Source organism: Kitasatospora mediocidica KCTC 9733 (genome assembly GCF_000744225.1).
Lineage (GTDB): Bacteria > Actinomycetota > Actinomycetes > Streptomycetales > Streptomycetaceae > Kitasatospora > Kitasatospora mediocidica.
On the sequence record NZ_JQLN01000005.1, the window covers coordinates 1,852,645 to 1,872,759 of the forward strand.

Sequence of the window (20,115 nt, forward strand, 5' to 3'; positions counted from 1 at the left end):
AAGAATGTCCGCCAGACGGGGCAACCCTGAGGGGGGATCGAGTGTCCAACGGCCGTGACAGACCTGGTGGTGATGGGTGGGGCAAGGGCGAAACCCGTACGCCCGGCAGCTGTGCGGCAGTCGGCTGAGCCCGGGATGACCATGGCTGCCACCGACACGGCGGGAGCCAGTGTCGACCTGCTCACCGAGACCTACCAGGCCCACTACCGGTCGCTGCTGCGGCTGGCCGCCCTGCTGCTGGACGATCAGGCCTCCTGCGAGGACGTCGTGCAGGAGGCGTTCATCCGGGTGCACGCGGCCCGTCGGCGGGTCCGTGAGCCCGAGAAGACCCTCGCCTACCTGCGCCAGACCGTCGTCAACCTCTCGCGCAGTACGCTGCGTCGGCGCATCCTCGGGCTGCGGCTGCTGCCGAAGCCGATGCCTGACATGGCCAGTGCAGAAGAGGGCGCCTACGATGCTCTCGAACGCGATCAGCTGAAGGCCGCGCTGCGCAAGCTGCAACGGCGTCAGCGTGAGGTCCTGGTGATGCGCTACTACGCCGACATGACGGAGGCTCAGGTGGCCGAGTTGCTGGGGGTCTCGTTGGGGGCGGTGAAGGCGTACGGCTCGCGCGGTCTGGCGGCCCTGCGGGTGCTGATGGAGAGCAGTCATGACTGAGGATCAGCACGAGGCGCGGGGGCGCGCGGAGGCGCCCGGGAGCTTCGACAGCGCGGAGGAGCAGATGCTCCGCGCGCTGCTGCACCGCGCGGTGGACGGCCTGCAGCCGACGCCGGACGCGCTGCCGCGGATCCGGCGGGCCGTCCCGGCCCGGCGGGCCCGGCGCCGGCAGGCGTGGACCAGCGCGGGGCTGGCCGCCGCGGTGCTCGCGGTCGCCGTGCCGACCCTGCAGAGCCTGGGCGGCCTTCAGCTGTCCGACGGCTCGGCGGCCGGCCCCGGCACCGTCCGGCCCTCCGAGGAGCGCGGCGGCTCCGGCCCCGCGTCGAAGGGCCGCCGCCCGCTTCCCGGCCTGCCCAGGACGGGCGCGGCGGACGACGGCGACGCCACCTCGGCGTCCACGCCGCCGCCGATCGCCGGGGCGTCCGCGCTGAGCGCGCCCGGCAGCGGCCCATCCGGAGCGGTCCCCGCCGCGCCCGACTGCGCTGCGGCCGACCTCGGACGGGCCAGCGCCCTGGTCGGCACGCCGGACGCGACCGGTCGGCGCTACGGCCTCTTCACCGTCTCCAACGTCTCGGGGCGGGCCTGCCTGCTGACCGACCCGGGCACCCTGACGGTGAGCGGCGGCGCGGGTCCGGTCACCGTTCTCGTCCACACCCTGGGGGATCCGGCCGACGCGCTGCCGGACCCGGCGACCCTGCCGGGCCGGCTGCTGCTGCCCGTGGCGGCCAGCTACCAGCTCTCCTTCGCCTGGGTGCCGACCGCGCTCTGCCAGCCCGGAGGCGCGTCCTCCTCGGCGGCGCCGACCGCCGGTCCGAGCCCCAGCGCCAGCCTGGACCCCACCGCCGGCGCCAGCCCGGGGGCCGGGCAGCCGGGGGCCACCGGCAGTACGGGCGGGCCGGGCGCCCAGGGCGGCTCGCCGAGCCGGCCGGCCGGCGCCGTCCCGGCGGCGGAGTCCGGCGGTCCGGGCTCCGCCGACGAGTCGCCGGGTGGCGGGTTCACCCTCCCGAGCGGCGGGGGCGCGGTCGGCCGGTCCAGCGCGGCGGCCGGCTCCTCCGCCAGCGCGGCGCCGTCGTCGGACCGGTCCACCGCGTCCGGGACGCTCACCGTCGCCGAGCGGCCGGCCGGCGACGGACCGGTGGCGGCCTCCGCGCAGCTCGACGGGGTGTGCGGCGGTGGCACGGTCTACCGCTCGCTGCCGCAGCCGGCGTCCTGACGGGCGCGCCACGGGGGCGGACGGGGACCCTGTGCGGGGGCGGTGGGAATCGATGGTTACCGTGGGGGTGTGTACCGGTTCCTCCTGACTCCGCGCTGGCTGGGCAACACCGTCCTCGCGGTGGCCGCCATCGCGGTCTGCCTGTGGCTGGGCTCGTGGCAGCTGGGCCGGTTCGAGGACCGGGTCGTCAGCCACCACGCCAAGACCACCGCGCCCCTGGCCACGCCCGGCGCCGCCAGCCCGCTGGACTCCGTGCTGACCGCCGCCGCGCCGCTGGTCAGCGCCGGTTCGGTGGGCCACGAGGTGAGCGTCTCGGGCACCTTCGACGCCGCCCACCAGCTGATGGTCCCCAACCGCACGGTGGACGACCGGCAGGGCTACTACGTGCTCACCCCGCTGCGGACGGCGGACGGTCACGCCGTCGCGGTGGTGCGCGGCTGGGTGGCGGGCGCCCCCGGTACGCCTCCAGCGCCCCCCGCCGGTCAGGTGAGCGTCGTCGGCCGCCTCCAGGCGCCCGAGACCAGCGACAGCGCCGGCGCGGTGGTCGGCGGACTGCCGGCCGGCCAGCTCGGCACCATCAACCCGGCCACCCTGGTCAACCTGCTGCCGTACCCGACGTACGACGGCTGGGTGGCCGAGGACGACGTGCAGGCCGGCCTGACGGCGGTGCCGACGACCCAGCCGGACGGCGGCGACGGACTGACCGCCCGGGCGTTCCAGAACCTCGGCTACACGCTGGAGTGGTTCGTCTTCGCCGGTTTCGTCGGCTTCATGTGGTTCCGGCTGCTGCGCCGCGAGGCGGAGGCCGCCCAGGACCGGGCCCTCGGGCTCGACCCGGTCCTGGAGAGCTGAGAGCGGACTACTGCGGCAGGTGCCGGCGGGCGAAGTCGATCTCCAGCCGCAGCTGCTTGATCCGCTCCTCCACCACCAGCGAGCCGTGCCCGGCGTCGTAGCGGTAGACCTCGTGCGGGGTGCCCAGCTGCTCCAGCCGCGTCACGTAGTTCTCGATCTGCTGGATCGGGCAGCGCGGGTCGTTCAGACCGGCGCTGATGTAGACCGGCACCTTGACCCGCTCGACGTAGGTCAGCGGCGAGGAGGTCCGCCAGCGCTCGGGCTCCTCCTGCGGGGTCCCGCCGAAGAGCGTGCGGTCCAGGGACTTCAGCGCCTCCATCTCGTCCTCGTAGGCGGTGAGGTAGTCCGCCACCGGGACGACGGCCAAGCCCAGCGACCAGTCCTCCGGCTGCACGCCCAGGCCGAGCAGCGTGAGGTAGCCGCCCCAGGAGCCGCCGGAGAGGATCAGCCTCGCCGGGTCGGCGAGGCCGGAGGCCACCGCCCAGGCGCGCACCGCGCCGATGTCCTCCAGCTCGATCAGGCCGACCCGCTCGCGCAGCGCGTCCGTCCAGGCCTGGCCGTAGCCGGTCGAGCCGCGGTAGTTGACCCGGACCACCGCGAAGCCGTGGTCCAGCCAGGCGGCCGGGCCGGCGGCGAAGGAGTCGCTGTCGTGGTGGGTCGGGCCGCCGTGCACCTCGAAGACCGTCGGGAACGGGCCCTCGCCCGCCGGGCGCTGCACCAGGGCGTGCACCCGGCCGCCCGGGCCGTCCACCCAGACGTCCTCGACCGGCACCGATCCGGGCGGCACCGAGCCCGGCGCGCGCAGCACCACGGTGCCCGCGGTGGAGCGGACGGCGGACGGCTCGGCGGCCGAGGACCAGAGGAACTCCACCGTCCCGTCCGGCCGGGCGGTGGCGCCCGAGACCGTGCCGCGCGGGGTGTCCAGCCGGGTCAGCACCCCGTCGGCGAGGTCGTAGCGGAACAGCTCGCTGCGGGCCTCGAACTCGTGCTCGACCAGCAGTGCCTTGGCGTCCGGGTGCCACTGCGCGGAGACGTCGCCGGGCAGCGTGCCGCCCTCCGCGGTGCGCAGCACCAGTTCGGTCTCGACGCCGGTCAGCGGGTCCCAGAGCATCGGCTCCCAGTGGCCGCGACGCTGGTGGGCCACCAGCAGGCGGCTGTCGCCGGGGACGGGGGCGAAGCCCAGGCAGGCCAGGCCGCGCGGCTCGGCGTGGCCGGTCACCTCGTCCAGCTCGCCGACCGTGGACCCGTCGGCGGTGCGCAGCACCCGGATCGCGCTGTGCATCGCGTCGCCGTGCTCGGTGTGGTCGACGGCCAGCAGCGCACAGTCGTGCGACAGGTCGCCGACGCCGCCGTACTCGGCGTGCCGGTAGATCTCCACGGGCTGCTCCGCGCCCGGGCGCAGCAGGTGGATCGTGGTGCCGTCCTCGTCGGTGGACCGGCCGACCACCACGGTGCCGTCCCGGCCCAGCGCCAGACCCGCCTCGTAGGACGGCGCGAGGCCGGGGACGGCCGGCTCGTCGGCGCCGCCCCCGAAGGGCTGCCGACGCCAGACGCCGAACTCGTCGCCGTCGGTGTCGTCGAACCACCAGACCCAGGCGCCGTCGGGCGAGAGCGCCGCGTCGGTGGTGCCGTTGGGGCGGTCGGTGACCCGGCGGTGGGTGTCGGCGGCCCGGTCCCAGGCGTACACCTCGAAGGTTCCGGTCGCGTTCGAGACGTACAGCGAACGGTCGGGGGCTTCGTCGGCCCACTCGGGGAGGGAGAGCCGCGCCGCCCGGAACCGCTGCTCCCAGGCGGGCACGTCGTTCTTCTCGCTACTCATCCGCCCATCCAACCCGATCCGGCCGGGGAGGGGCAGCTCCCCGGCCCTTTCCGTCGGTATCCAGAACGGGTTCAGGCGCTGGGTACCCGGTCGAGGAAGCCGTGCACCGCGCCGATCCGGCCGTCCGCGGTGGCCACCAGGACGTCGAAGCCGACCACCAGCGCCTCCCCGCCGGCCGGGCCGAGGTCCCAGGTGAAGCGGGCGATGTTGTGGTGGGTGTCCACGCCGCCGGACCCCAGGGTGAAGACCAGGCCGGGGAACTGGCTCTGGACGGCGCCGATCACGGTGTCGAAGGCATCCCGGCCGACCACCTCCACCAGCGGGTCGGTGTAGCCGGCGTCCTCGGCCCAGATGTCGTCGACGAGCTTGCGGCGGGTGGCCGGGTCGGTCTCGTTCCACAGGGCGATGTACCGGTCGGCCAACTGCTGAAGATCCGTCATGGTCCTTCTCCTTGTGAGCTGCTGTCGTTTCGGTGTTCCTACTGGTCACGAAGGTACGCAGGACGCGGTCGGCCCGAATCAGTCACGCATGGGTAGGCTCGGCCCATGCTGTACGGGAGGGCACGGGAGCAGGCCGCCGTCGACGCCATGCTGGCGGGGGCGCGGGAGGGGCGCAGCGCGGTGCTGGTGCTGCGCGGGGAGCCGGGGATCGGCAAGAGCGCGCTGCTCGACCATGCCGCCGAACGGGCGGGCGAGGAGCACCGGTTGATCCGGGTGACCGGCGTCGAGTCGGAGGCCGACCTGCCGTTCGCCGGACTGCACCTGCTGCTGGCCCCGGCGCTGGACAGACTGCCCGCGCTGCCGGCGCCGCAGCGCCGCGCGTTGGAGAACGCCTTCGGGCTGGCCGACGTCGGCCCCGCGGACCGGCTGCTCACCGGCCTCGCGACGCTCGCGCTGCTCGCCGAACTGGCCGCCGACCGCCCGCTGGTGTGCCTGGTCGACGACGCCCAGTGGCTCGACCGGGCGTCCGCCGAGGCGTTGCTGCTGGCGGCCCGGCGGCTGGACCGCGAGGGCGTCGTGCTGCTCTTCGCCGCGCGCGACGGCGAGGGGGCGTTCGCGGCCCCCGGGCTGCCCGAACTGCGGCTGGCCGGACTCGATCCCACCGCCGCCGCGGCGCTGTTGACCTCGCGCGAGGACGGCCGGGCGACCGAGCGGGTGCGGTTCCGGGTGCTCGCGCAGGCGCAGGGCAACCCGCTGGCGCTGACCGAGCTGCCGGTCGAGTTCGCGGCCGTGCCGGGCTCCGCCGCCGACTCCGCCTTCCTGGACGGCGGATTGCCGCTGACCGGACGGCTGCAGCTTGCCCTGCACGGCCAGGTCACCCGACTGCCCGCCGGCGCCCGGACGTTGCTGCTGCTCGCGGCCGCCGAGGAGACCGGCGACCCGGCGGTCGTGCGCGGGGCGGCCCAGCAACTCGGCGTCCGTGCGGAGGACTTCGCGGCCGTCGAGGCAGCCGGGCTGCTGCGGTTCTCGCTGCAGGGCCGGTACGTCCTGCGGACCTCGCTGCTGCGCACCGTCCTGCTGCAACAGGCGGCGCCGGACAGCCGGACGGCGGTCCACCGCACGCTGGGCCGGCTGCTGCGCGAGGCGGGGCAGGAGGACCGCGGCAGTTGGCACCTCTCGCTCGCGGTGAGCGGCCAGGACGCGGAGCTGGCCGAGGCGTTGGAGCGGGTCGCCGCGCGGGCCGGTGCGCGCGGCGGGCACGCCGGAGCGTCCGCCGCCTATGAGCGGGCGGCCCGGCTCAACCCCGACCGGACGGCGGCCGCCCGCTGCCTGCTGCTGGCCGCCGAAGCCGCCCTGGACGCCGCCGAGTCGGACCGGGCCGAGGCGCTGGCGGTGCGCGCCGGGGAGTGGGCCGAGGAGCCGTACGCCCGGGCCGTGCTGGCCTGGGTCCGGGCCACCGCGCACTTCTGGCGGGGCTCCTACCCCGACGCGTACCGGCTGCTGCTGACCGCCGCGGAGAGCGAGATCACCCCGCCGGACGCCGCCCGGCTGCTGCTCCAGGCCTTCCACGCCGCCTGGTACCTCGGGGCGGCGCAGACCGAAGTGGTGCTGGACCGGCTGGCCGCCCTGTCGCTGCCGGCCGGCGACCCGACCGAGCCGCTGGTCCGCCACCTGCTGGCGACCGCGCTGCCCGCGCTCGGCCGGTCCGGCCCGGTGCTGCCGACCGCCGCCGAGACCGTCCGGCGGGCGCGCGCGGCCGGCGCGGAGGGGCCGCGTGAGCTGCTGCCGATCTGCGGCGCGACGCTGATCCTGGGCCGCGACGCGGAGACCTATCAGCTGGCCACCGAGCTGATCGCCGAGGCGCGCCTCAGCGGGTCGGTGGGTCCGCTGCCCACGCTGCTCTTCTTCCTCGCCGAGGCGGAACTCTTTCACGGCCGGCACCGCGATGCCGAGGTCAGCCTCGCCGAGGGGCTGGCGCTCGCCCGGGACACCGGGCAGCCGCAGTGGCTCAGCCAACTCTGCGCGCTCGACGCGTATGTGGCGGCGCTGCGCGGGGACGGCGCACGGGTGACCGAGCGGGTGACCGAGCGGGTGGCCGAGGCGCTGGCCGACGCCGCCTCGGCCTGGGGAGCCCCGGCGGCCGGCTCCGGCTGGGCCCAGTGGGCGCTGGCCGTGCACGACCTGGGGCAGGGCCGGGCCGCCGGAGCGGCCGACCGGCTGGCCGCGCTCACCGGCGGACCGCTCGGTCACCACGTCTCGGCCGTCCGGGCCGTGCCCGACCTGGTGGAGGCGGCCGTGCGCCTGGGCGAACCGGAGCGCGCGGCCGAGGCGTTCGAGCGCTACCGGCGCTGGGCGACGGCGGCGCCCGGGTGGGCACGGGCGCTGGTGGCCCGCTGCCAGGCGCTGCTGGGCCCCGACGAGCTCGCCGAGTCCGGCTACCTGGCGGCGCTGAAGCTGCACGCCGCCGACGACCGCCCCTTCGAACTCGCCCGCACCAGCCTGCTGTTCGGCGAGTGGCTGCGCCGTCCCGGCCGGTCCGCTGGCCGGGCTGACGCCGCAGGAGGTGCACATCGTCAGGCTGGCCGCGCAGGGGCTCTCCAACCGGGACATCGCGGCGCAGCTCTTCCTCAGCCCGCGGACCGTGGGGCACCACCTGTACAAGGCGTACCCGAAGCTCGGGGTCGCCTCCCGGGGTGAACTGGCGGCCCTGGTGTAGTGCCGCGCCAGGGGCGCGCGCCTGTCGGCGGAGAGGGCAGGATTCGAACCTGCGTGGGCCGCTGGACCCGACCGGAACCGGGGTTCCGGTCCCCGATAAACCGCTCCGGGCACCTATCCGTGCGTCCGGTCCGGTTTCCCGTCCCGTCACAAGGAAGACTGTGCCAGGCTCCGCTGACGCCGCCCTGACTCTGTGCTGACGACCGGTGGCTCTGCCCGGGGGTGGTCGGCGGCGGCCGGTGGCGGACGGCGGCTATCGCGCGGGGACGTCGGCACGGCAGAATCGTGATCATGCGGATCGGGATGCTGGGGACACTGGAAGTCCGGACCGATGACGGCGGCGCCACCGCCGTGGGGGGTGCCAGACTGCGCGCCCTGCTGATCCTGCTCGCGCTCGAACCGGGCCGGGTGGTCCCGGCCGACCTGCTGATCGACGGGATCTGGGAGAACGACCCGCCGATGGGGGCGGGGAACGCTCTCCAGGCGCTGGTCTCCCGGCTGCGCCGGGCGCTGCCCGGGGTGGAGGTCGAGTCGCATCCGGCCGGCTACCGCCTGGTGGTCGAGCCGGACGCGGTGGATGTGACGCGCTTCGAACGGCTGGCGGAGGCGGGGCGGTCGGCGCTGCCGCAGGACCCCGCGAACGCCGCCCGGCTGCTGCGCGAGGCGCTGGACCTCTGGCGGGGGCCTGCCCTGCTGGACGTGGCGGGCGGGGACTTCTTCCGGGCGCCGGTGGCCCGGCTGTCGGAGCTGCGGGCGGTGGCGCTGGAGGATCGGATCGAGGCGGACCTCCGGCTGGGCCGCGGCCGCGAACTGACCTCCGAACTGACCTCGCTGGTAGCCGAACACCCTTTGCGGGAGCGGCTGTTGGGCGCGTTGATGCGGGCGCTGGTGGCGGCCGGGCGGCCGGCCGAGGCGCTCACGGCCTACGAACGGGCGCGCGAGGTCCTCGCCGACGAGCTGGGCGCCGACCCGTCGCCCGAGCTGTCCGCGCTGCACACCGCGGTGCTGCGCGGCCAACTCGACCCGGTGCCAGTCCCGTTGTCCTTCCCGGCGGCGCCCGTGCCGGCCGCGGCGAGGCCCCGGCCGATGTCCAACCTGCGGGCCGGGCTGACCAGCTTCGTCGGCCGCGACGGGGACGTCGCCCAGGTCGGCAGGCTGCTCGACGAGTACCGGCTCACCACGCTCACCGGGCCGGGCGGCGCCGGGAAGACGCGGCTGTCGATCGAGGCGGCGCGCCCGCTGGTCGACCGACTGCCGGACGGCGTCTGGCTGGTGGAGCTCGCGCCGGTCGTCGACGGCGCGGACCTGCCGCAGGCGGTATTGGCCGCGATGGGCCTGCGCGAGCAGGGATCGATGGCGCTGGGCCCGGTGGGCGAGCCGCTGGACCGGCTGGTGGCGGCGCTGCGGGGCCGCAGCGCGCTGCTCGTCCTGGACAACTGCGAGCACCTGATCGAGGCGGTCGCCGCCGTGGCCGACCGGCTGTTGGGCGAGTGCCCGGGCCTGCGGATCCTCGCGACGAGCCGTGAGCCGCTCGGGCTCACCGGCGAGGCCCTGTGGCCGGTGGAGCGGCTGGCGCTGCCGCCGGAGGGCGCGGGTGCGGCGGAGGCGACCTCGTACGCCGCCGTCCGGCTGCTGGCCGACCGGGCAGCCGCGGCGCGACCGGGGTTCGAGGTGACCGAGGCGACGGTGGCGGCCGTGGTGGGCATCTGCCGGGCGCTGGACGGGCTGCCGCTGGCCGTCGAGTTGGCCGCGGCGCGCCTGCGCACGCTGAGCGTCGAGCAGGTGGCCGGCCGGCTCGACGACCGGTTCCGGCTGCTCACCGGCGGCTCGCGGATGGCGCTGCCCCGGCACCAGACCCTGCGGGCCGTGGTCGACTGGAGCTGGGAGCTGTTGACCGGGCCGGAACGGGCCGTGCTGCGGCGGCTCGCGGTGTTCTCCGGTGGCGCGACGCTGGAGGCGGCCGAGCGGGTGTGCGCCGACGGTGGTGGCGGTACTGGCGGTGGCGGAGGTGGGGGCGAGGTGGCGGCTTCGGCCGTCTGGGAGCTGCTCGACGCGCTGACCGACAAGTCGCTGCTGGTGGCCACCGGCGACGGGCGGTACCGGATGCTGGAGACGATCAAGGCATACGGCCTCGAACGGCTCGACGAGGCGGGCGAGCGGGAACGGGTCCGCCAAGCGCACGCCGGCTGCTTCGCCGAACTCGCCGAGGCCGCCGACCCGCAGCTGCGCCGGGCCGGGCAACTGGTCTGGCTCGCCCGGCTCGGCGCGGACCACGACAACCTCACCGCCGCGCTGCGCGGTGCCATCGCGGCGGGGGACGCCCCGACCGCGGTGCGCATCGTCGCGGCGGCCGGCTGGTACTGGTGGCTCAGTGGCCACAAGGCGGAGGGTGCCGAACTCGCCGCCGAGGCGCTGGCGTTGGTGGACGAGGCTGGAGCGCCGGTGGCGGGCGGGACCGGGGCCGGGGCAGGGGACTCGGCGGCGGCGGACGGGGTCGAGGCGGAGGCGCTGGCGGTGGCCTGGGCGGTCTCGGTGCTGTTCGCCACGGCCGGGCTGGGCGACGAGCGCCAGGCGGAGGGCCTGCTGCGCAAGGCCATCCTGCTGGCCGAACGGACGCACTCCCGCAACCAGTTGATCCAGTTCCTCGAACCGCTGGACCGGATGTGGCAGAGCGCCCAGCAGGGGTCGGCAACGCCGCTGGACGCGCTCAACGCCCCGATGCCCGAAGACGATCCGTGGGTGGCGGCGCAGGTCCGGCTGCACCGCGGCCGGGCGCTGCTCAACCTCGGGGCCAGGCACGCCGAGGCGGCCGCCGACATCGAGTCGGCGCTGGCGGGGTTCCGCTCGATCGGCGAGCGGTGGGGCCTGTCGTTCGCGCTGACCGTGCTGGCCGACCTGGTCGCCCAACGCGGGGACCTGGTCGCCGCGCTCGGCTACTACGAGCAGGCCGTCGTCCTCGCCACGGAGATCGGGATCGTCGAGGACGTGCTGTCCATGCGGGTCAAGGAGGCCCAACTGCGCTGGCTGCTGGGCGATGTGGCGGGCAGCGCGGCGGCGATGGCCGAGGCCGAACGGGAGGCCGGCAAGGTCGGCTGGCCGGACGCCCTGGCCGGGATGGCCCAGGCCAAGGCCGAACTCGCCTGCTGGACCGGCGATCTGCGCACGGCGCGGACCGAACTCGCGCGGGCTGAAGCGGTGTTGCGGCCGATCGCCGTCCACCCGGTGTTCCGGGCGATGGTACTCGACTCGGCGGCACGACTCGACGCGCTGGAGGGCGATCTGGACGCGGCCCGCACGCACCGAGCCGAGGCCCTGGACCTCGCGGTGGGCACCCTGCACGCACCCACCGTCGCCCGGGTGCTGGTCGGCATCGCGGACCAGGCGCTGCGCCAGGGCCGGCCACGGGCGGTGGCCCTACTGCTGGCCGCGAGCGTCGCGGTGCGCGGCGGTCCCGACCTGTCGCATCCCGACGCGGTACGGCTGGAGACGGCGGCGCGCGCCGCGCTCGGCGAGGAGTTCGACGAGGCGGCGCGCGAGGGTGCCGAGTTGGGGCTCGAAGGGCTGGGGCTCGAACGGCTGCGGGAGTTGGCCGCGGTCACGCTTGGCGGTTGAACAGCTTCGTGGCCCAGAGGAAGCCGGCCACGCTGATGCCGAGGCACCAGGCGACGGCGATGACCGCGTTGTCGTCGATCGGGGTGCCCATCAGCAACCCCCGGACGGTCTCGGTGACCGGCGTGAAGGGCTGGTACTCGGCGAAGAGCCGGACCCCCGTCGACATCGAGCCGGTGGGGACGAACGCGCTGCCGACGAACGGGAGCAGTGCGAGTGGCATCACCAGGTTGCTCGCGCCCTCGGGGTTCTTGCTGAGAGTGCCGAGCGCGACCGCCAGCCAGGTCACCGCGAGGCTGAGCAGGGCGATGATCCCCAGCGCGGCGAGCCAGTGCACGAGGTCGGCGGAGGGCCGGAACCCGATCAGCAGTGCGGCGCCGATGACGAGCGCGATGCTGACCATCGTCTGGATCACGCTGCCGACGACGTGTCCGACCAGCACCGCGGCGCGGGAGATCGACATGGTGCGGAACCGGGCGATGATGCCTTCGGTCAGATCGGTGCAGACGGACACCGCCGTGGTCATCGAGCCGGTGGCCACGGTCATCAGGATGATGCCCGGGGCCAGGTAGTTGATGTAGCTGCTGCCGTGGCCGATACCGCTGGCCAGCGTGCCGCCGAGGACGTAGACGAAGAGCAGCAGGAAGATCAGCGGGACCATCAGCGTGCCCAGGGTCAGCCCGGGGTAGCGCACGGCGTGCTTGAGGTTGCGGCGCAGCATCGTCGCCGAATCGCGCAGGACGTACGAGGTGCTGCTCATCGCGTGGTCTCCTTCTCCGGGGTGGCGCTGGTGGTGGCGGCGGCGGTGGTGCCGGCTGTCGCGGTGGGGCTGCCGGTCAGGGCGAGGAACACGTCGTCCAGGTCGGGGGTGTGCACGGTCAGCCCGTCGGCCTCGATCCCCTCGGCGTCGAGCAGGTCGAGCACGGACCGCAGCGACCGCACGCCGCCGTCGCTGGGGACCAGCAGGGTGAGCGCGTCCTCGTCGCGGGAGCCCTCGCCGAGTCTGCGCGCGGCCCGGTCCAGGGTCTGCGGGTCGGTGAACCGCAGGCTGATGTGCCCACCCGGGACCAGCCGCTTGAGCTCGTGCGCGGTGCCCTCGGCGACCAGCTTCCCGTGGTCCAGCACGGCGATGCGGTCGGCGAGTTGGTCGGCCTCCTCCAGGTACTGGGTGGTGAGGAAGATGGTCACCCCGCCCGCCACGAGGTCGCGGATGATCTGCCACATGCCGCGGCGGCTGCGCGGGTCCAGGCCGGTGGTCGGCTCGTCGAGGAAGATGATCCGCGGGTCGCCGACCAGGGTCATTGCCAGGTCGAGCCGGCGCAGCATCCCGCCGGAGAAGGCGGCGGCGGGCTTCCGGGCCACCTCGACCAGGTCGAACGCCGCCAGCAGTTCGGCGGCCCGTCGCCGGCCGTCGGCTCGGCGCAGGTGTCGCAGGTCCGCCATCAGGAGCAGGTTCTCCTCGGCGGTCAGCAGCTTGTCCACCGCCGAGAACTGACCGGTCACGCCGATCGCGGCCCTGACCGCGTCCGGATCGGTGGACGGGTCGTGCCCGGCCACCTGGACCTGGCCGGCGTCCGCGCCGACCAGCGTGGAGAGGATCTGCACGGTGGTGGTCTTGCCGGCACCGTTGGGGCCCAGCAGGGCGAAGACGCTCCCCGCCGGTACGTGGAGGTCGATGCCGTCCAGGACGGTCTTGTCGCCGTACGCCTTGCGCAGTCCGGTGGTTGCTATCGCCGGACGGGTGGACTGGGTGGTCATGGTCCCCTCGGTTCGTCGTCGTCGTTCGTTCCGTGAGACGACTGTGTCCGAGCCCGCTGATGACCGGTGAAGGGACCGCTGACAGACCGCTGATACGACCGCTGACAGGACCGCTGATACGCCGGGACCGGCCGGTCTCAGCCCTCGTCGGGGGCGGGGGCCGGGTCCTCGTCCGGCTCCAGGCTGGGGATGTCGGCCCGGTAGAGGGTGACGAGCAGCCCGTAGGCCTCGCCCCGGGAGCTGTCGGTCGGCGCCAACTCGCCGTCCTGCTCGCGGAGTCGCGCGGCCAGCGCGTGCGCCTCCTGCGGTGTCAGCCAGAGGTGGCGCAGGTAGGTGTGGTCGGCCTGGCCGGGGGCAGGCGGCAGCATCTCGTCCAGGGCCGCCTTGACCAGGAACTCGGGGCCGACCTTGGCATCCTCGGGTGTCTGGAAGCTGCGGCTGACCAGGGCGAAGTACTGCTCGGTGCCGCCGCGCACCTGCCGGGTCTCCGCCAGCCGCACGAGCCCGGCCTCGCGGAGCACGCGCACGTGGTACGCGAGGGTCCCCTTGGTCATCCCCAGCGCCCCGGTCAACTGGCGCAGGGTGGCCGGGCGCTGGCGCAGGACGTTCACCATGCGGTGGCGAACCGGGTGCCCGAGGGCCTTGAACTGGGCCGGTGCCAGCAGCATCACCGGCTCGGACTCGCGTTCGGGTGCGGACTCGGGCGTGGGTGAGGGTGCGGTGCGGTCGTCAGCCATGGTGCAAGTGTCTACGAACCTCGATGCTTTGACAAACACCTGCTCCGGCCAGCAGAATCCGTTCCGATCAAGCGTTGAGAAAGTTCATCGCTTGACGTCTGAGCCTATGCACCCAAGGAGTTCGATGCCCGTCACGACAGCCCGCGTCACCACCGCTCGCCCCGAGCGCTACATCAAGCAGCTCGTCTCGCACCTGGGTCACAAGGCCAGCGCCGAACTCGCCGCCGACGGCCGCGGCACCATCACCTTCCGTCAGGGGACCTGTGTACTCGCGCCGATCGGACACCAGCTGGACCTGATCGCGACCGCCGGTGACCTCGACGCCCTGGCCGATGTCCAGGAGATCGTCACCCGTCACCTGGTGCGCTTCGCCGGGGAGGAGGAGGACCTCGGTGTCGAGTGGACGGCCCCCGTCGCGGGCGAGGACCTCGACCTCGTCCACCCGCTGCTCGACGACTATCTGCTGACCCAGTGCACGCCACCCGACGACCTTCTCCAGGAGTTGATCGTCGAGACCCGCGAGGTCACCGGCCGCGCCGCGGGCATGCAGGTCTCCCGCGACGAGGGCGCCTTCCTGACCATGCTGGTCCAGCTGGTCGGCGCGCGGAACGCCGTCGAGGTCGGGGTCTTCACCGGCTACTCCTCGCTCTGCATCGCCCGCGGACTGGCCGAGGGCGGCCGCCTGCTCGCCTGCGACGTCAACGACGAGTGGGCCGCCATCGCCAGGAGCTACTGGGAGCGGGCCGGCGTGGCCGACCGGATCGACCTGAAGATCGGCCCGGCCATCGACACGCTGCGCGCGCTCCCCGTCGAGCCCGTCATCGACATCGCGTTCATCGACGCGGACAAGACGGGCTATGCCGCCTACTACGAGGAGATCGTCCAGCGGCTGCGCCCCGGCGGCCTCGTCGTTCTGGACAACGTTTTCCTCGGCGGTCGCGTCCTCGACCCGGCCTGCCAGGGTGTGGACCACGTGGCGATGCGCCGGCTGAACGACCTGATCGTGGCCGACGACCGGGTCGACTCGGTGATGCTGGCCGTCCGCGACGGCGTCACCCTCGCCCGCAAGCGCTGAGGCCGCCGCTCTCCGGCGCCGGTTCCGCCTGGTAGGTCGAAAAGCTAGATAGGTTGCATTCCTATCTAGCTGGTGATGGAATACAGCCATGGCCGCAGACCGCAGATCCAGCTGGCTCAAGGGTGTCCTTGACCTCCTCGTCCTCGCCTGTCTCACCGAGGGTGAGAGTTACGGGTACGAGATCTCCAAAGCCTTGGCAGCCGCCGGACTTGGCGAGATCAAGGGCGGAACGCTCTACCCCGTGCTCAACAGGCTCGAAGAAGCCGGGCTGGCCGTAGGGGAGTTCAGGGCCGCCGAACGCGGACCGGGACGCCGCTACTACCAGCTCACCGACCAGGGTCGGCGGGCCCTGGTCGAGCAGAGCGCGTCGTGGCTGGAGTTCCACACCGCGGTCAGGACCACCTTGAACAGCGCACAGCCGGGGGGAACATCGTGACTAGCAGCAGCAGCAGTAACAACAACAGCAGCAGTAACAGTGTTGGTGGCAGCGGAGGTTCGGGCGGCGACTACTTCGCCGAGCTCGCCCGCCTGCTGCGTGCCGCCGGCCTGCCGGAACAGCAGGTGGCGACCACCGTCGCCGACCTCACCGGCTACCTGGCCGAGGCCGAATCCGCCGACGCGTACGAGGAGTTCGGCGCGCCGGAGACCTTCGCGGCCAGCCTCGTCGAGGGGCGCACCGGTGAGGGGCCGGGGGAGGGGGCGGAGACCTGGAAGTGGACCGCCGACATCTACGCCGACCGAACGTACCTCAACCACTACGGCGACCAGGGCTGGGAGATGGAGGGCCTCGACCGGCTCGGCCGCTTCGTGTGCCGCCGTGACACGCAGGCGGCGATGCGCTGGGAGTACCGGCGGGAGATCGCCAACAACGCGAAGGAGCGTGCGTCGGTCGCGGCCGACCTGGCGCTGGACGCCTGGGAGCCGTGCGGCCACTGGCTGTACTTCCTGTACTTCAAGCGTCCGAAGGCGGCAAGTGCCGGTCCGGCGGCGGCGCTTGACGAACTGGTCGCAGCGCCGGACCGCCAGCTGTTCCTGAGCTCCACGTACCGGGGGAAGCTGAAGCAGTTCGTGGCAGCAGCCGTCGTGACGGGCGTCCTGTCCGTGCTGACGATCCACTACTGCGGTGACCACATGCTCGTCCCGTTCCTGATCGGCTCGGTTGTCGCGGCTCCGATCGGCGGAACCATCGCCTGGCGCCGCCTGAAGCACGAGGCCGTCAACGCCGAGGAGGCCTGAGCGCTGCCGGGCACCGGTCCCCGCGCGCCGAGCCACGCTGTTCCGCTGTTCCGCTGTTCCGCTGTTCCGCGTAATTCGTCCGCCGCTCGGGCACGCCCGCGCATGCTCGGCGGTCGCCTGTGGGACCTTCGGCGCTGCGGTCCGGATCCGGGGCCGCTTCTCATCCAGGCGGCGGGGCCGACTCCCCGTCGTCGACGGAACGGAGCTCCCCATGCGTCGTCGCCGCGGCGTCCTCCTGCTGGCAGCCGTTCTGGCGGCGCTGTCCGCCCCCGCCTGGTCCGCCGTGGCGGGCGACGGCGGCCCGCTGTCCACCCGCGACCCGCTGCAGCAGTGCGGCACCGTGCGGAGCGGGGACACCCCGCTCGGCTCTGCCGAGGTGACCCTCTACGAGGCCGGCGACCGTCGCGGCGGCCCGGCCACGCCGCTGGCGACGACGCGCAGCGACGCGCAGGGAAGGTTCCAGCTCTCCTACGGCCGGCCTTCGAATCCCGCTGCGGTCCTGTACCTGATCGCCGACGTCCGCCGCGGCGGGCGGGACGGCGGGCGGCACGGTGGTCCGGTCCGGCTGGCCGCCGTCCTCGGCACGCCCGGGCCCGGGCCCGACGTGGTGATCAACGAGCGGACGACGGTCGCGACCGCCTACGCCATGGCCCAGTTCACCGACGGCGCCGACATCTCCGGGTCCCGTCCCGGCCTGCGGAACGCCGCCGCGATCTCGCACAATCTCGCCGACGTCACCACCGGAGAGGTCGCGCGGCTGCTCGACGCCCCGCCGAACGGCCCGCTCACCTCGACCCTGCGCACCTTCAACTCGCTGGCCGACCTGCTGGCCGGCTGCGTCGACGGGACGACCTGCCGCTCGCTGCTCGGCCTGGCGCAGCAGCCCGGGAAGCCGGCGCCCGAGGACACCCTGCAGGCCGCCGTCGACATCGCCCACGCGCCCGGCAACCACGTGGGCGAACTCTTCGCACTGGCGGTCACGAAGCCGCTCTACGAACCCGCGCTGTCGGCCGCGCCCGACGCCTGGACGCTGGCGCTGCGCTACGACGGGAACGGCCACGAACTCAACGGCCCCGGCAACATCGCGTTCGACGCCGACGGCAACGCCTGGGTCACCAACAACTACCGGTTCGACGCGGACCCGCACGCCTCCGTCTGCGGGGACGACCACATCCTCAGGTTCACGCCGACCGGCCAGGACGCGCCCGGCGCGCCCTACCGGGGAGGCGGTCTCTACGGAGCGGGGTTCGGGATCACGCTGGACCCGAAGGGCGATGTCTGGGCCGGGAACTTCGGCTTCCAGGGCTCCGGTTGCGCCCTGGACCCGAGCAGGTTCTACCGCAGCGTCTCCCAGTTCGGCCCGACCGGACGCGCCCTCTCCCCCCGGCGCGGCTGGCGCTCCGGCGACATCGTCCAGCCGCAGGGGACGGTGTCGGACCGGGACGGGAACATCTGGATCGCCAACTGCGGAGGCCGCAGCGTGACCCGGATCCCCCAGGGACACCCGGAGCAGGCACGCAGCATCACCCCGCCCGCCGACGCCCTGGTGAAGCCGTTCGACATCGCCGTCGACCCGGCGGGCCAGGCGTGGGTGACCGGTAACGGCAGCGAGAGCGTCGTGATGTTGTCGCCCGACGGCACGCCGACCCGTTCCGTCACCGGCGGCGGCCTCAGCAAGCCCCTCGGTATCGCCTCGGACAGCTTGGGCAACCTCTGGGTGGCCAACAGCGGCGTCGTCCCGCTGCCGTGCGAGGACGGCACGTCGGCCGGCCTCGCGGACGCGGTGCAGAACGCGGTGCCCGGCGCACCGGGCGCGTCCGTGACCATGATCCGGCCCGACGGAACGACCCCCGACCAACCCTTCAGCAACGCCGGACTCGTCCTGCCGTGGGGCGTCGCCGTCGACGGGGACGACACCGTGTGGGTCGCCAACTTCGGCGGACAGCGGCTGGTCCGACTCTGCGGGGCCCGGCTGTCGTCCTGCCCGCCCGGTTCCACCACCGGCCAGCCGATCTCGCCGCCGGACACGGGCTACACCAGTGACGGCCTGGTCCGGAACACCGGTGTCCAGATCGACCCCTCCGGCAACGTGTGGCTGGCCAACAACTGGCAGACCGTACCGTTCCAGACGAACCCGGGCGGCCACGAACTGGTCGTCTTCATCGGCCTCGCCGCCCCCGTCCGCGCCCCCTTGATCGGACCTCCGCAGCAGCCCTGAGCCGGGCTCGGTCCCAGCTCAGTCCCAGCCGGGTGCCGGCGGCAGCGGCCAGCGGGGCGGCGCCGGCAACGGGCGGCCGGTGGCGAACGCGGCGTCGGATGCGAACGCTGCGTCGGATCCGAGCTCGGCGTCGGTGGCGCGGCCGCTGAGCCAGCCGAGGAGGGCGTGGCCGGGCCCGGTGACGACAGGCCCGGTCGGGGCCAGGCTCCAGGAACGGTCGAGGTCCGGCGCTTCGACGCGGGAGATCGGGAAGTCGCGCGCGGCCAGCGCGGCGAGGGTGTCGTCGAGGGCCCATGTCACGTACGTGCGCGGCCAGTTGGCCGGGCGATAGCCGATGTCCAGGTCGACGTGGTGGTGTTCGAGTTCCCGCCAGCAGCGGTAGAGCGTGTACCAGGCCGGGTGCCGCCAGCCCGCCAGCGCCGTGACCAGGGTGTCCCAGGCGTCGGTGGGCATCGACGCGGCTGCCTCGGCCAGGCGGGCGAGTCGGCCGCGCAGGTCGGCGGCGAGTTCGGCGGCCGACCGGTCGGTGCCGTCGAGTGCCTCGCCACCCGTCCTCGGGCCGGGTTCGACGCCGGTCCGGGCCACGGCCAGCAGCCAGAGGTAGGCGTCCACACTGCCGGTCAGGTGGGTCAGGACGTGGCCACGCGTCCAGCCGGAGACCCTCGCGGCCGCACGGACGTCCGTGTCGGTCAGCGTGTCGAGAGCGGCGCCGAGCCGGGCCCCTGAGCGGGTGACTTCCTCGAAGATGTCGATCACAGCCGTACTGTAGCGGCCACCATGAACTTGACGGCGGGTCAGTTTTCCGGACGAACAGGGAGAGGTCTTGTGGGGACAGCGGTGATCGGTACCGGCGGCGTCGGCGGTTTCTCTTCTCCTCCCCGGCGACCCCCGACGCCGACTTCGACGGCGCCCGGCCCGACCCCGACCCCGACCCCGGCCTCGTCGCGGCCGCCTGGACCGCCTGGCGCGCCGAGGTGTCCTTCGCCGACACCTTCGTCACCGCCGCACCCGACCTCGACATCCTGGGCGACGACACCTGGCGAGGAACGGTCTCGCTGCGCTGGGTACTCGTCCACCTGATCGAGGAATACGCCCGCCACAACGGCCATGCCGACCTCCTGCGCGAACGCATCGACGGCGCGATCGGCCTCTGGGCCCGAGCGCCCGCCGACTGTCACTTCCTGGCGCTGCGGATGTCGTTCAGTGACTCCTCCAGAACACCCTTCGCCCGGCTGAACCAGTCCGCGATCACGGCCACCTCGTCAGCCGTGTAGTCGGTGAACAGCGCCCCGATGCGCTCGTAGAACGGACCGTAGACCTCCATCAGGCGGGCCTGCGCGGAGTCCTCCATGACCACGCGCACCCGGCGCCGGTCAACCGGGTCCGCCTCGCGGTGGGCGTACCCGGCCTTCTCCAGCCGGTTGAGCACGCCCGTCACGGCGCCGGTGGTCAGCTGCGCCTGCTCGGCGAGGTCGCCGGCGGCCAGCGGCTCGCCGGCCAGCGTCGCCTCGATGACAAAGCCGAGACAGGTGAGGTCGGTGACGTTGAGCCCCAGCAGCGAGGCGATGTCCTGTTGCCCGAATTGCGCGAGGGCGACCATCCGGTCCATCGCATACAGAGCCTGCTCGGTCGTGGCCTCGGGGCGGGGCTTGCCCTCCACAGGAAATCTCCTTAGGGTCTAAGTTACTTAGCTCGTGAGATATATCGTAGGGTGGCCGCTGCCCCTCTGGCGTCGGTCGCGGGACCCATCACACCAAATGAGGAGACGTGGGCGCACACGACGATC

Annotated in this window: 16 protein-coding genes, 1 tRNA gene and 2 pseudogenes; 11 read left to right on the top strand and 8 right to left on the bottom strand. The window is 73.8% G+C overall.

Going from position 1 to position 20,115, the window contains the following annotated elements; all coding sequences use genetic code 11:
- The first annotated feature begins 135 nt into the window (after nucleotides 1-135).
- From BS80_RS22220 to BS80_RS22230, 3 genes are all read left to right on the top strand, one after another.
- A complete protein-coding gene (locus BS80_RS22220; protein WP_063772031.1) occupies nucleotides 136-657 on the top strand; it encodes a SigE family RNA polymerase sigma factor in 522 nt (173 codons plus the stop codon).
- Nucleotides 650-1,870: a hypothetical protein gene (locus BS80_RS22225; protein WP_051966908.1), complete on the top strand. Its 1,221-nt coding sequence runs from the start codon at nucleotides 650-652 to the stop codon at nucleotides 1,868-1,870. Before BS80_RS22220 ends, BS80_RS22225 begins: the two co-directional genes overlap by 8 nt.
- Nucleotides 1,871-1,939: 69 nt before the next feature.
- A complete protein-coding gene (locus tag BS80_RS22230; protein ID WP_035799948.1) occupies nucleotides 1,940-2,722 on the top strand; it encodes an SURF1 family protein in 783 nt (260 codons plus the stop codon).
- Nucleotides 2,723-2,729: 7 nt separating this feature from the next.
- Here the strand turns inward: BS80_RS22230 and BS80_RS22235 are convergent, their stop codons facing one another.
- Nucleotides 2,730-4,541, bottom strand: coding sequence for a S9 family peptidase (locus BS80_RS22235; protein WP_035799951.1), 1,812 nt, complete (start codon nucleotides 4,539-4,541; stop codon nucleotides 2,730-2,732).
- 71 nt (nucleotides 4,542-4,612) lie between these two features.
- The gene (locus tag BS80_RS22240; protein WP_035799954.1) at nucleotides 4,613-4,981 is read right to left on the bottom strand and encodes a nuclear transport factor 2 family protein; all 369 of its coding nucleotides are present in this window, start codon (nucleotides 4,979-4,981) and stop codon (nucleotides 4,613-4,615) included.
- Nucleotides 4,982-5,128: 147 nt separating this feature from the next.
- On the opposite strand from BS80_RS22240, the pseudogene BS80_RS42980 reads away from it, so the two are divergent.
- Nucleotides 5,129-5,500, top strand: a pseudogene (locus BS80_RS42980) (ATP-binding protein); the annotation flags it as partial.
- 2,044 nt (nucleotides 5,501-7,544) lie between these two features.
- A complete protein-coding gene (locus tag BS80_RS42985) occupies nucleotides 7,545-7,697 on the top strand; it encodes a helix-turn-helix domain-containing protein (RefSeq protein ID WP_232246570.1) in 153 nt (50 codons plus the stop codon).
- 28 nt (nucleotides 7,698-7,725) lie between these two features.
- On the opposite strand, the gene BS80_RS40980 is transcribed toward BS80_RS42985, so the two are convergent.
- Nucleotides 7,726-7,816, bottom strand: a tRNA-Arg gene (locus BS80_RS40980).
- 171 nt (nucleotides 7,817-7,987) lie between these two features.
- On the opposite strand from BS80_RS40980, the gene BS80_RS22250 reads away from it, so the two are divergent.
- Complete coding sequence (locus BS80_RS22250) at nucleotides 7,988-11,308, top strand: BTAD domain-containing putative transcriptional regulator (protein WP_035802414.1); 3,321 nt, start codon at nucleotides 7,988-7,990, stop codon at nucleotides 11,306-11,308.
- Here the strand turns inward: BS80_RS22250 and BS80_RS22255 are convergent.
- The 3 genes from BS80_RS22255 to BS80_RS22265 all read right to left on the bottom strand — a co-directional run bounded on the left by BS80_RS22255 (nucleotide 11,292) and on the right by BS80_RS22265 (nucleotide 13,800).
- Entirely contained in the window at nucleotides 11,292-12,065 is a 774-nt protein-coding gene (locus BS80_RS22255; RefSeq protein WP_035799957.1) for an ABC transporter permease, read from the bottom strand. The two genes, BS80_RS22250 and BS80_RS22255, sit on opposite strands and share 17 nt — an antisense overlap.
- Nucleotides 12,062-13,063 (bottom strand): daunorubicin resistance protein DrrA family ABC transporter ATP-binding protein, encoded by a 1,002-nt coding sequence (locus BS80_RS22260; RefSeq protein ID WP_035799959.1) that lies wholly within the window; start codon nucleotides 13,061-13,063, stop codon nucleotides 12,062-12,064. Before BS80_RS22260 ends, BS80_RS22255 begins: the two co-directional genes overlap by 4 nt.
- Before the next feature lie 137 nt (nucleotides 13,064-13,200).
- Nucleotides 13,201-13,800 (bottom strand): ArsR/SmtB family transcription factor, encoded by a 600-nt coding sequence (locus tag BS80_RS22265; RefSeq protein ID WP_051966909.1) that lies wholly within the window; start codon nucleotides 13,798-13,800, stop codon nucleotides 13,201-13,203.
- A gap of 124 nt (nucleotides 13,801-13,924) precedes the next feature.
- Between BS80_RS22265 and BS80_RS41990 the strand changes: the two genes are divergently transcribed.
- From BS80_RS41990 to BS80_RS22285, 4 genes are all read left to right on the top strand, one after another.
- Nucleotides 13,925-14,875, top strand: a complete 951-nt coding sequence (locus BS80_RS41990; RefSeq protein WP_232246571.1) for a DUF2218 domain-containing protein — start codon at nucleotides 13,925-13,927, stop codon at nucleotides 14,873-14,875.
- Between the two features lie 88 nt (nucleotides 14,876-14,963).
- A complete protein-coding gene (locus BS80_RS22275; protein ID WP_035799961.1) occupies nucleotides 14,964-15,311 on the top strand; it encodes a PadR family transcriptional regulator in 348 nt (115 codons plus the stop codon).
- Nucleotides 15,308-16,111, top strand: coding sequence for a hypothetical protein (locus tag BS80_RS22280; RefSeq protein WP_051966910.1), 804 nt, complete (start codon nucleotides 15,308-15,310; stop codon nucleotides 16,109-16,111). Before BS80_RS22275 ends, BS80_RS22280 begins: the two co-directional genes overlap by 4 nt.
- Nucleotides 16,112-16,322: 211 nt before the next feature.
- Nucleotides 16,323-18,329, top strand: a complete 2,007-nt coding sequence (locus BS80_RS22285; RefSeq protein WP_035799963.1) for an NHL repeat-containing protein — start codon at nucleotides 16,323-16,325, stop codon at nucleotides 18,327-18,329.
- Nucleotides 18,330-18,347: 18 nt separating this feature from the next.
- On the opposite strand, the gene BS80_RS22290 is transcribed toward BS80_RS22285, so the two are convergent.
- A complete protein-coding gene (locus tag BS80_RS22290) occupies nucleotides 18,348-19,085 on the bottom strand; it encodes a maleylpyruvate isomerase family mycothiol-dependent enzyme (protein ID WP_051966911.1) in 738 nt (245 codons plus the stop codon).
- 110 nt (nucleotides 19,086-19,195) lie between these two features.
- Here BS80_RS22290 and BS80_RS39565 point away from each other — a divergent pair.
- Nucleotides 19,196-19,480, top strand: a pseudogene (locus BS80_RS39565) (mycothiol transferase); the annotation flags it as partial.
- 23 nt (nucleotides 19,481-19,503) lie between these two features.
- On the opposite strand, the gene BS80_RS22295 reads toward BS80_RS39565, so the two are convergent.
- On the bottom strand, nucleotides 19,504-19,989 hold the full coding sequence (locus BS80_RS22295) for a MarR family transcriptional regulator (RefSeq protein WP_035799965.1): 486 nt from the start codon (nucleotides 19,987-19,989) through the stop codon (nucleotides 19,504-19,506).
- Between the last annotated feature and the right edge of the window lie 126 nt (nucleotides 19,990-20,115).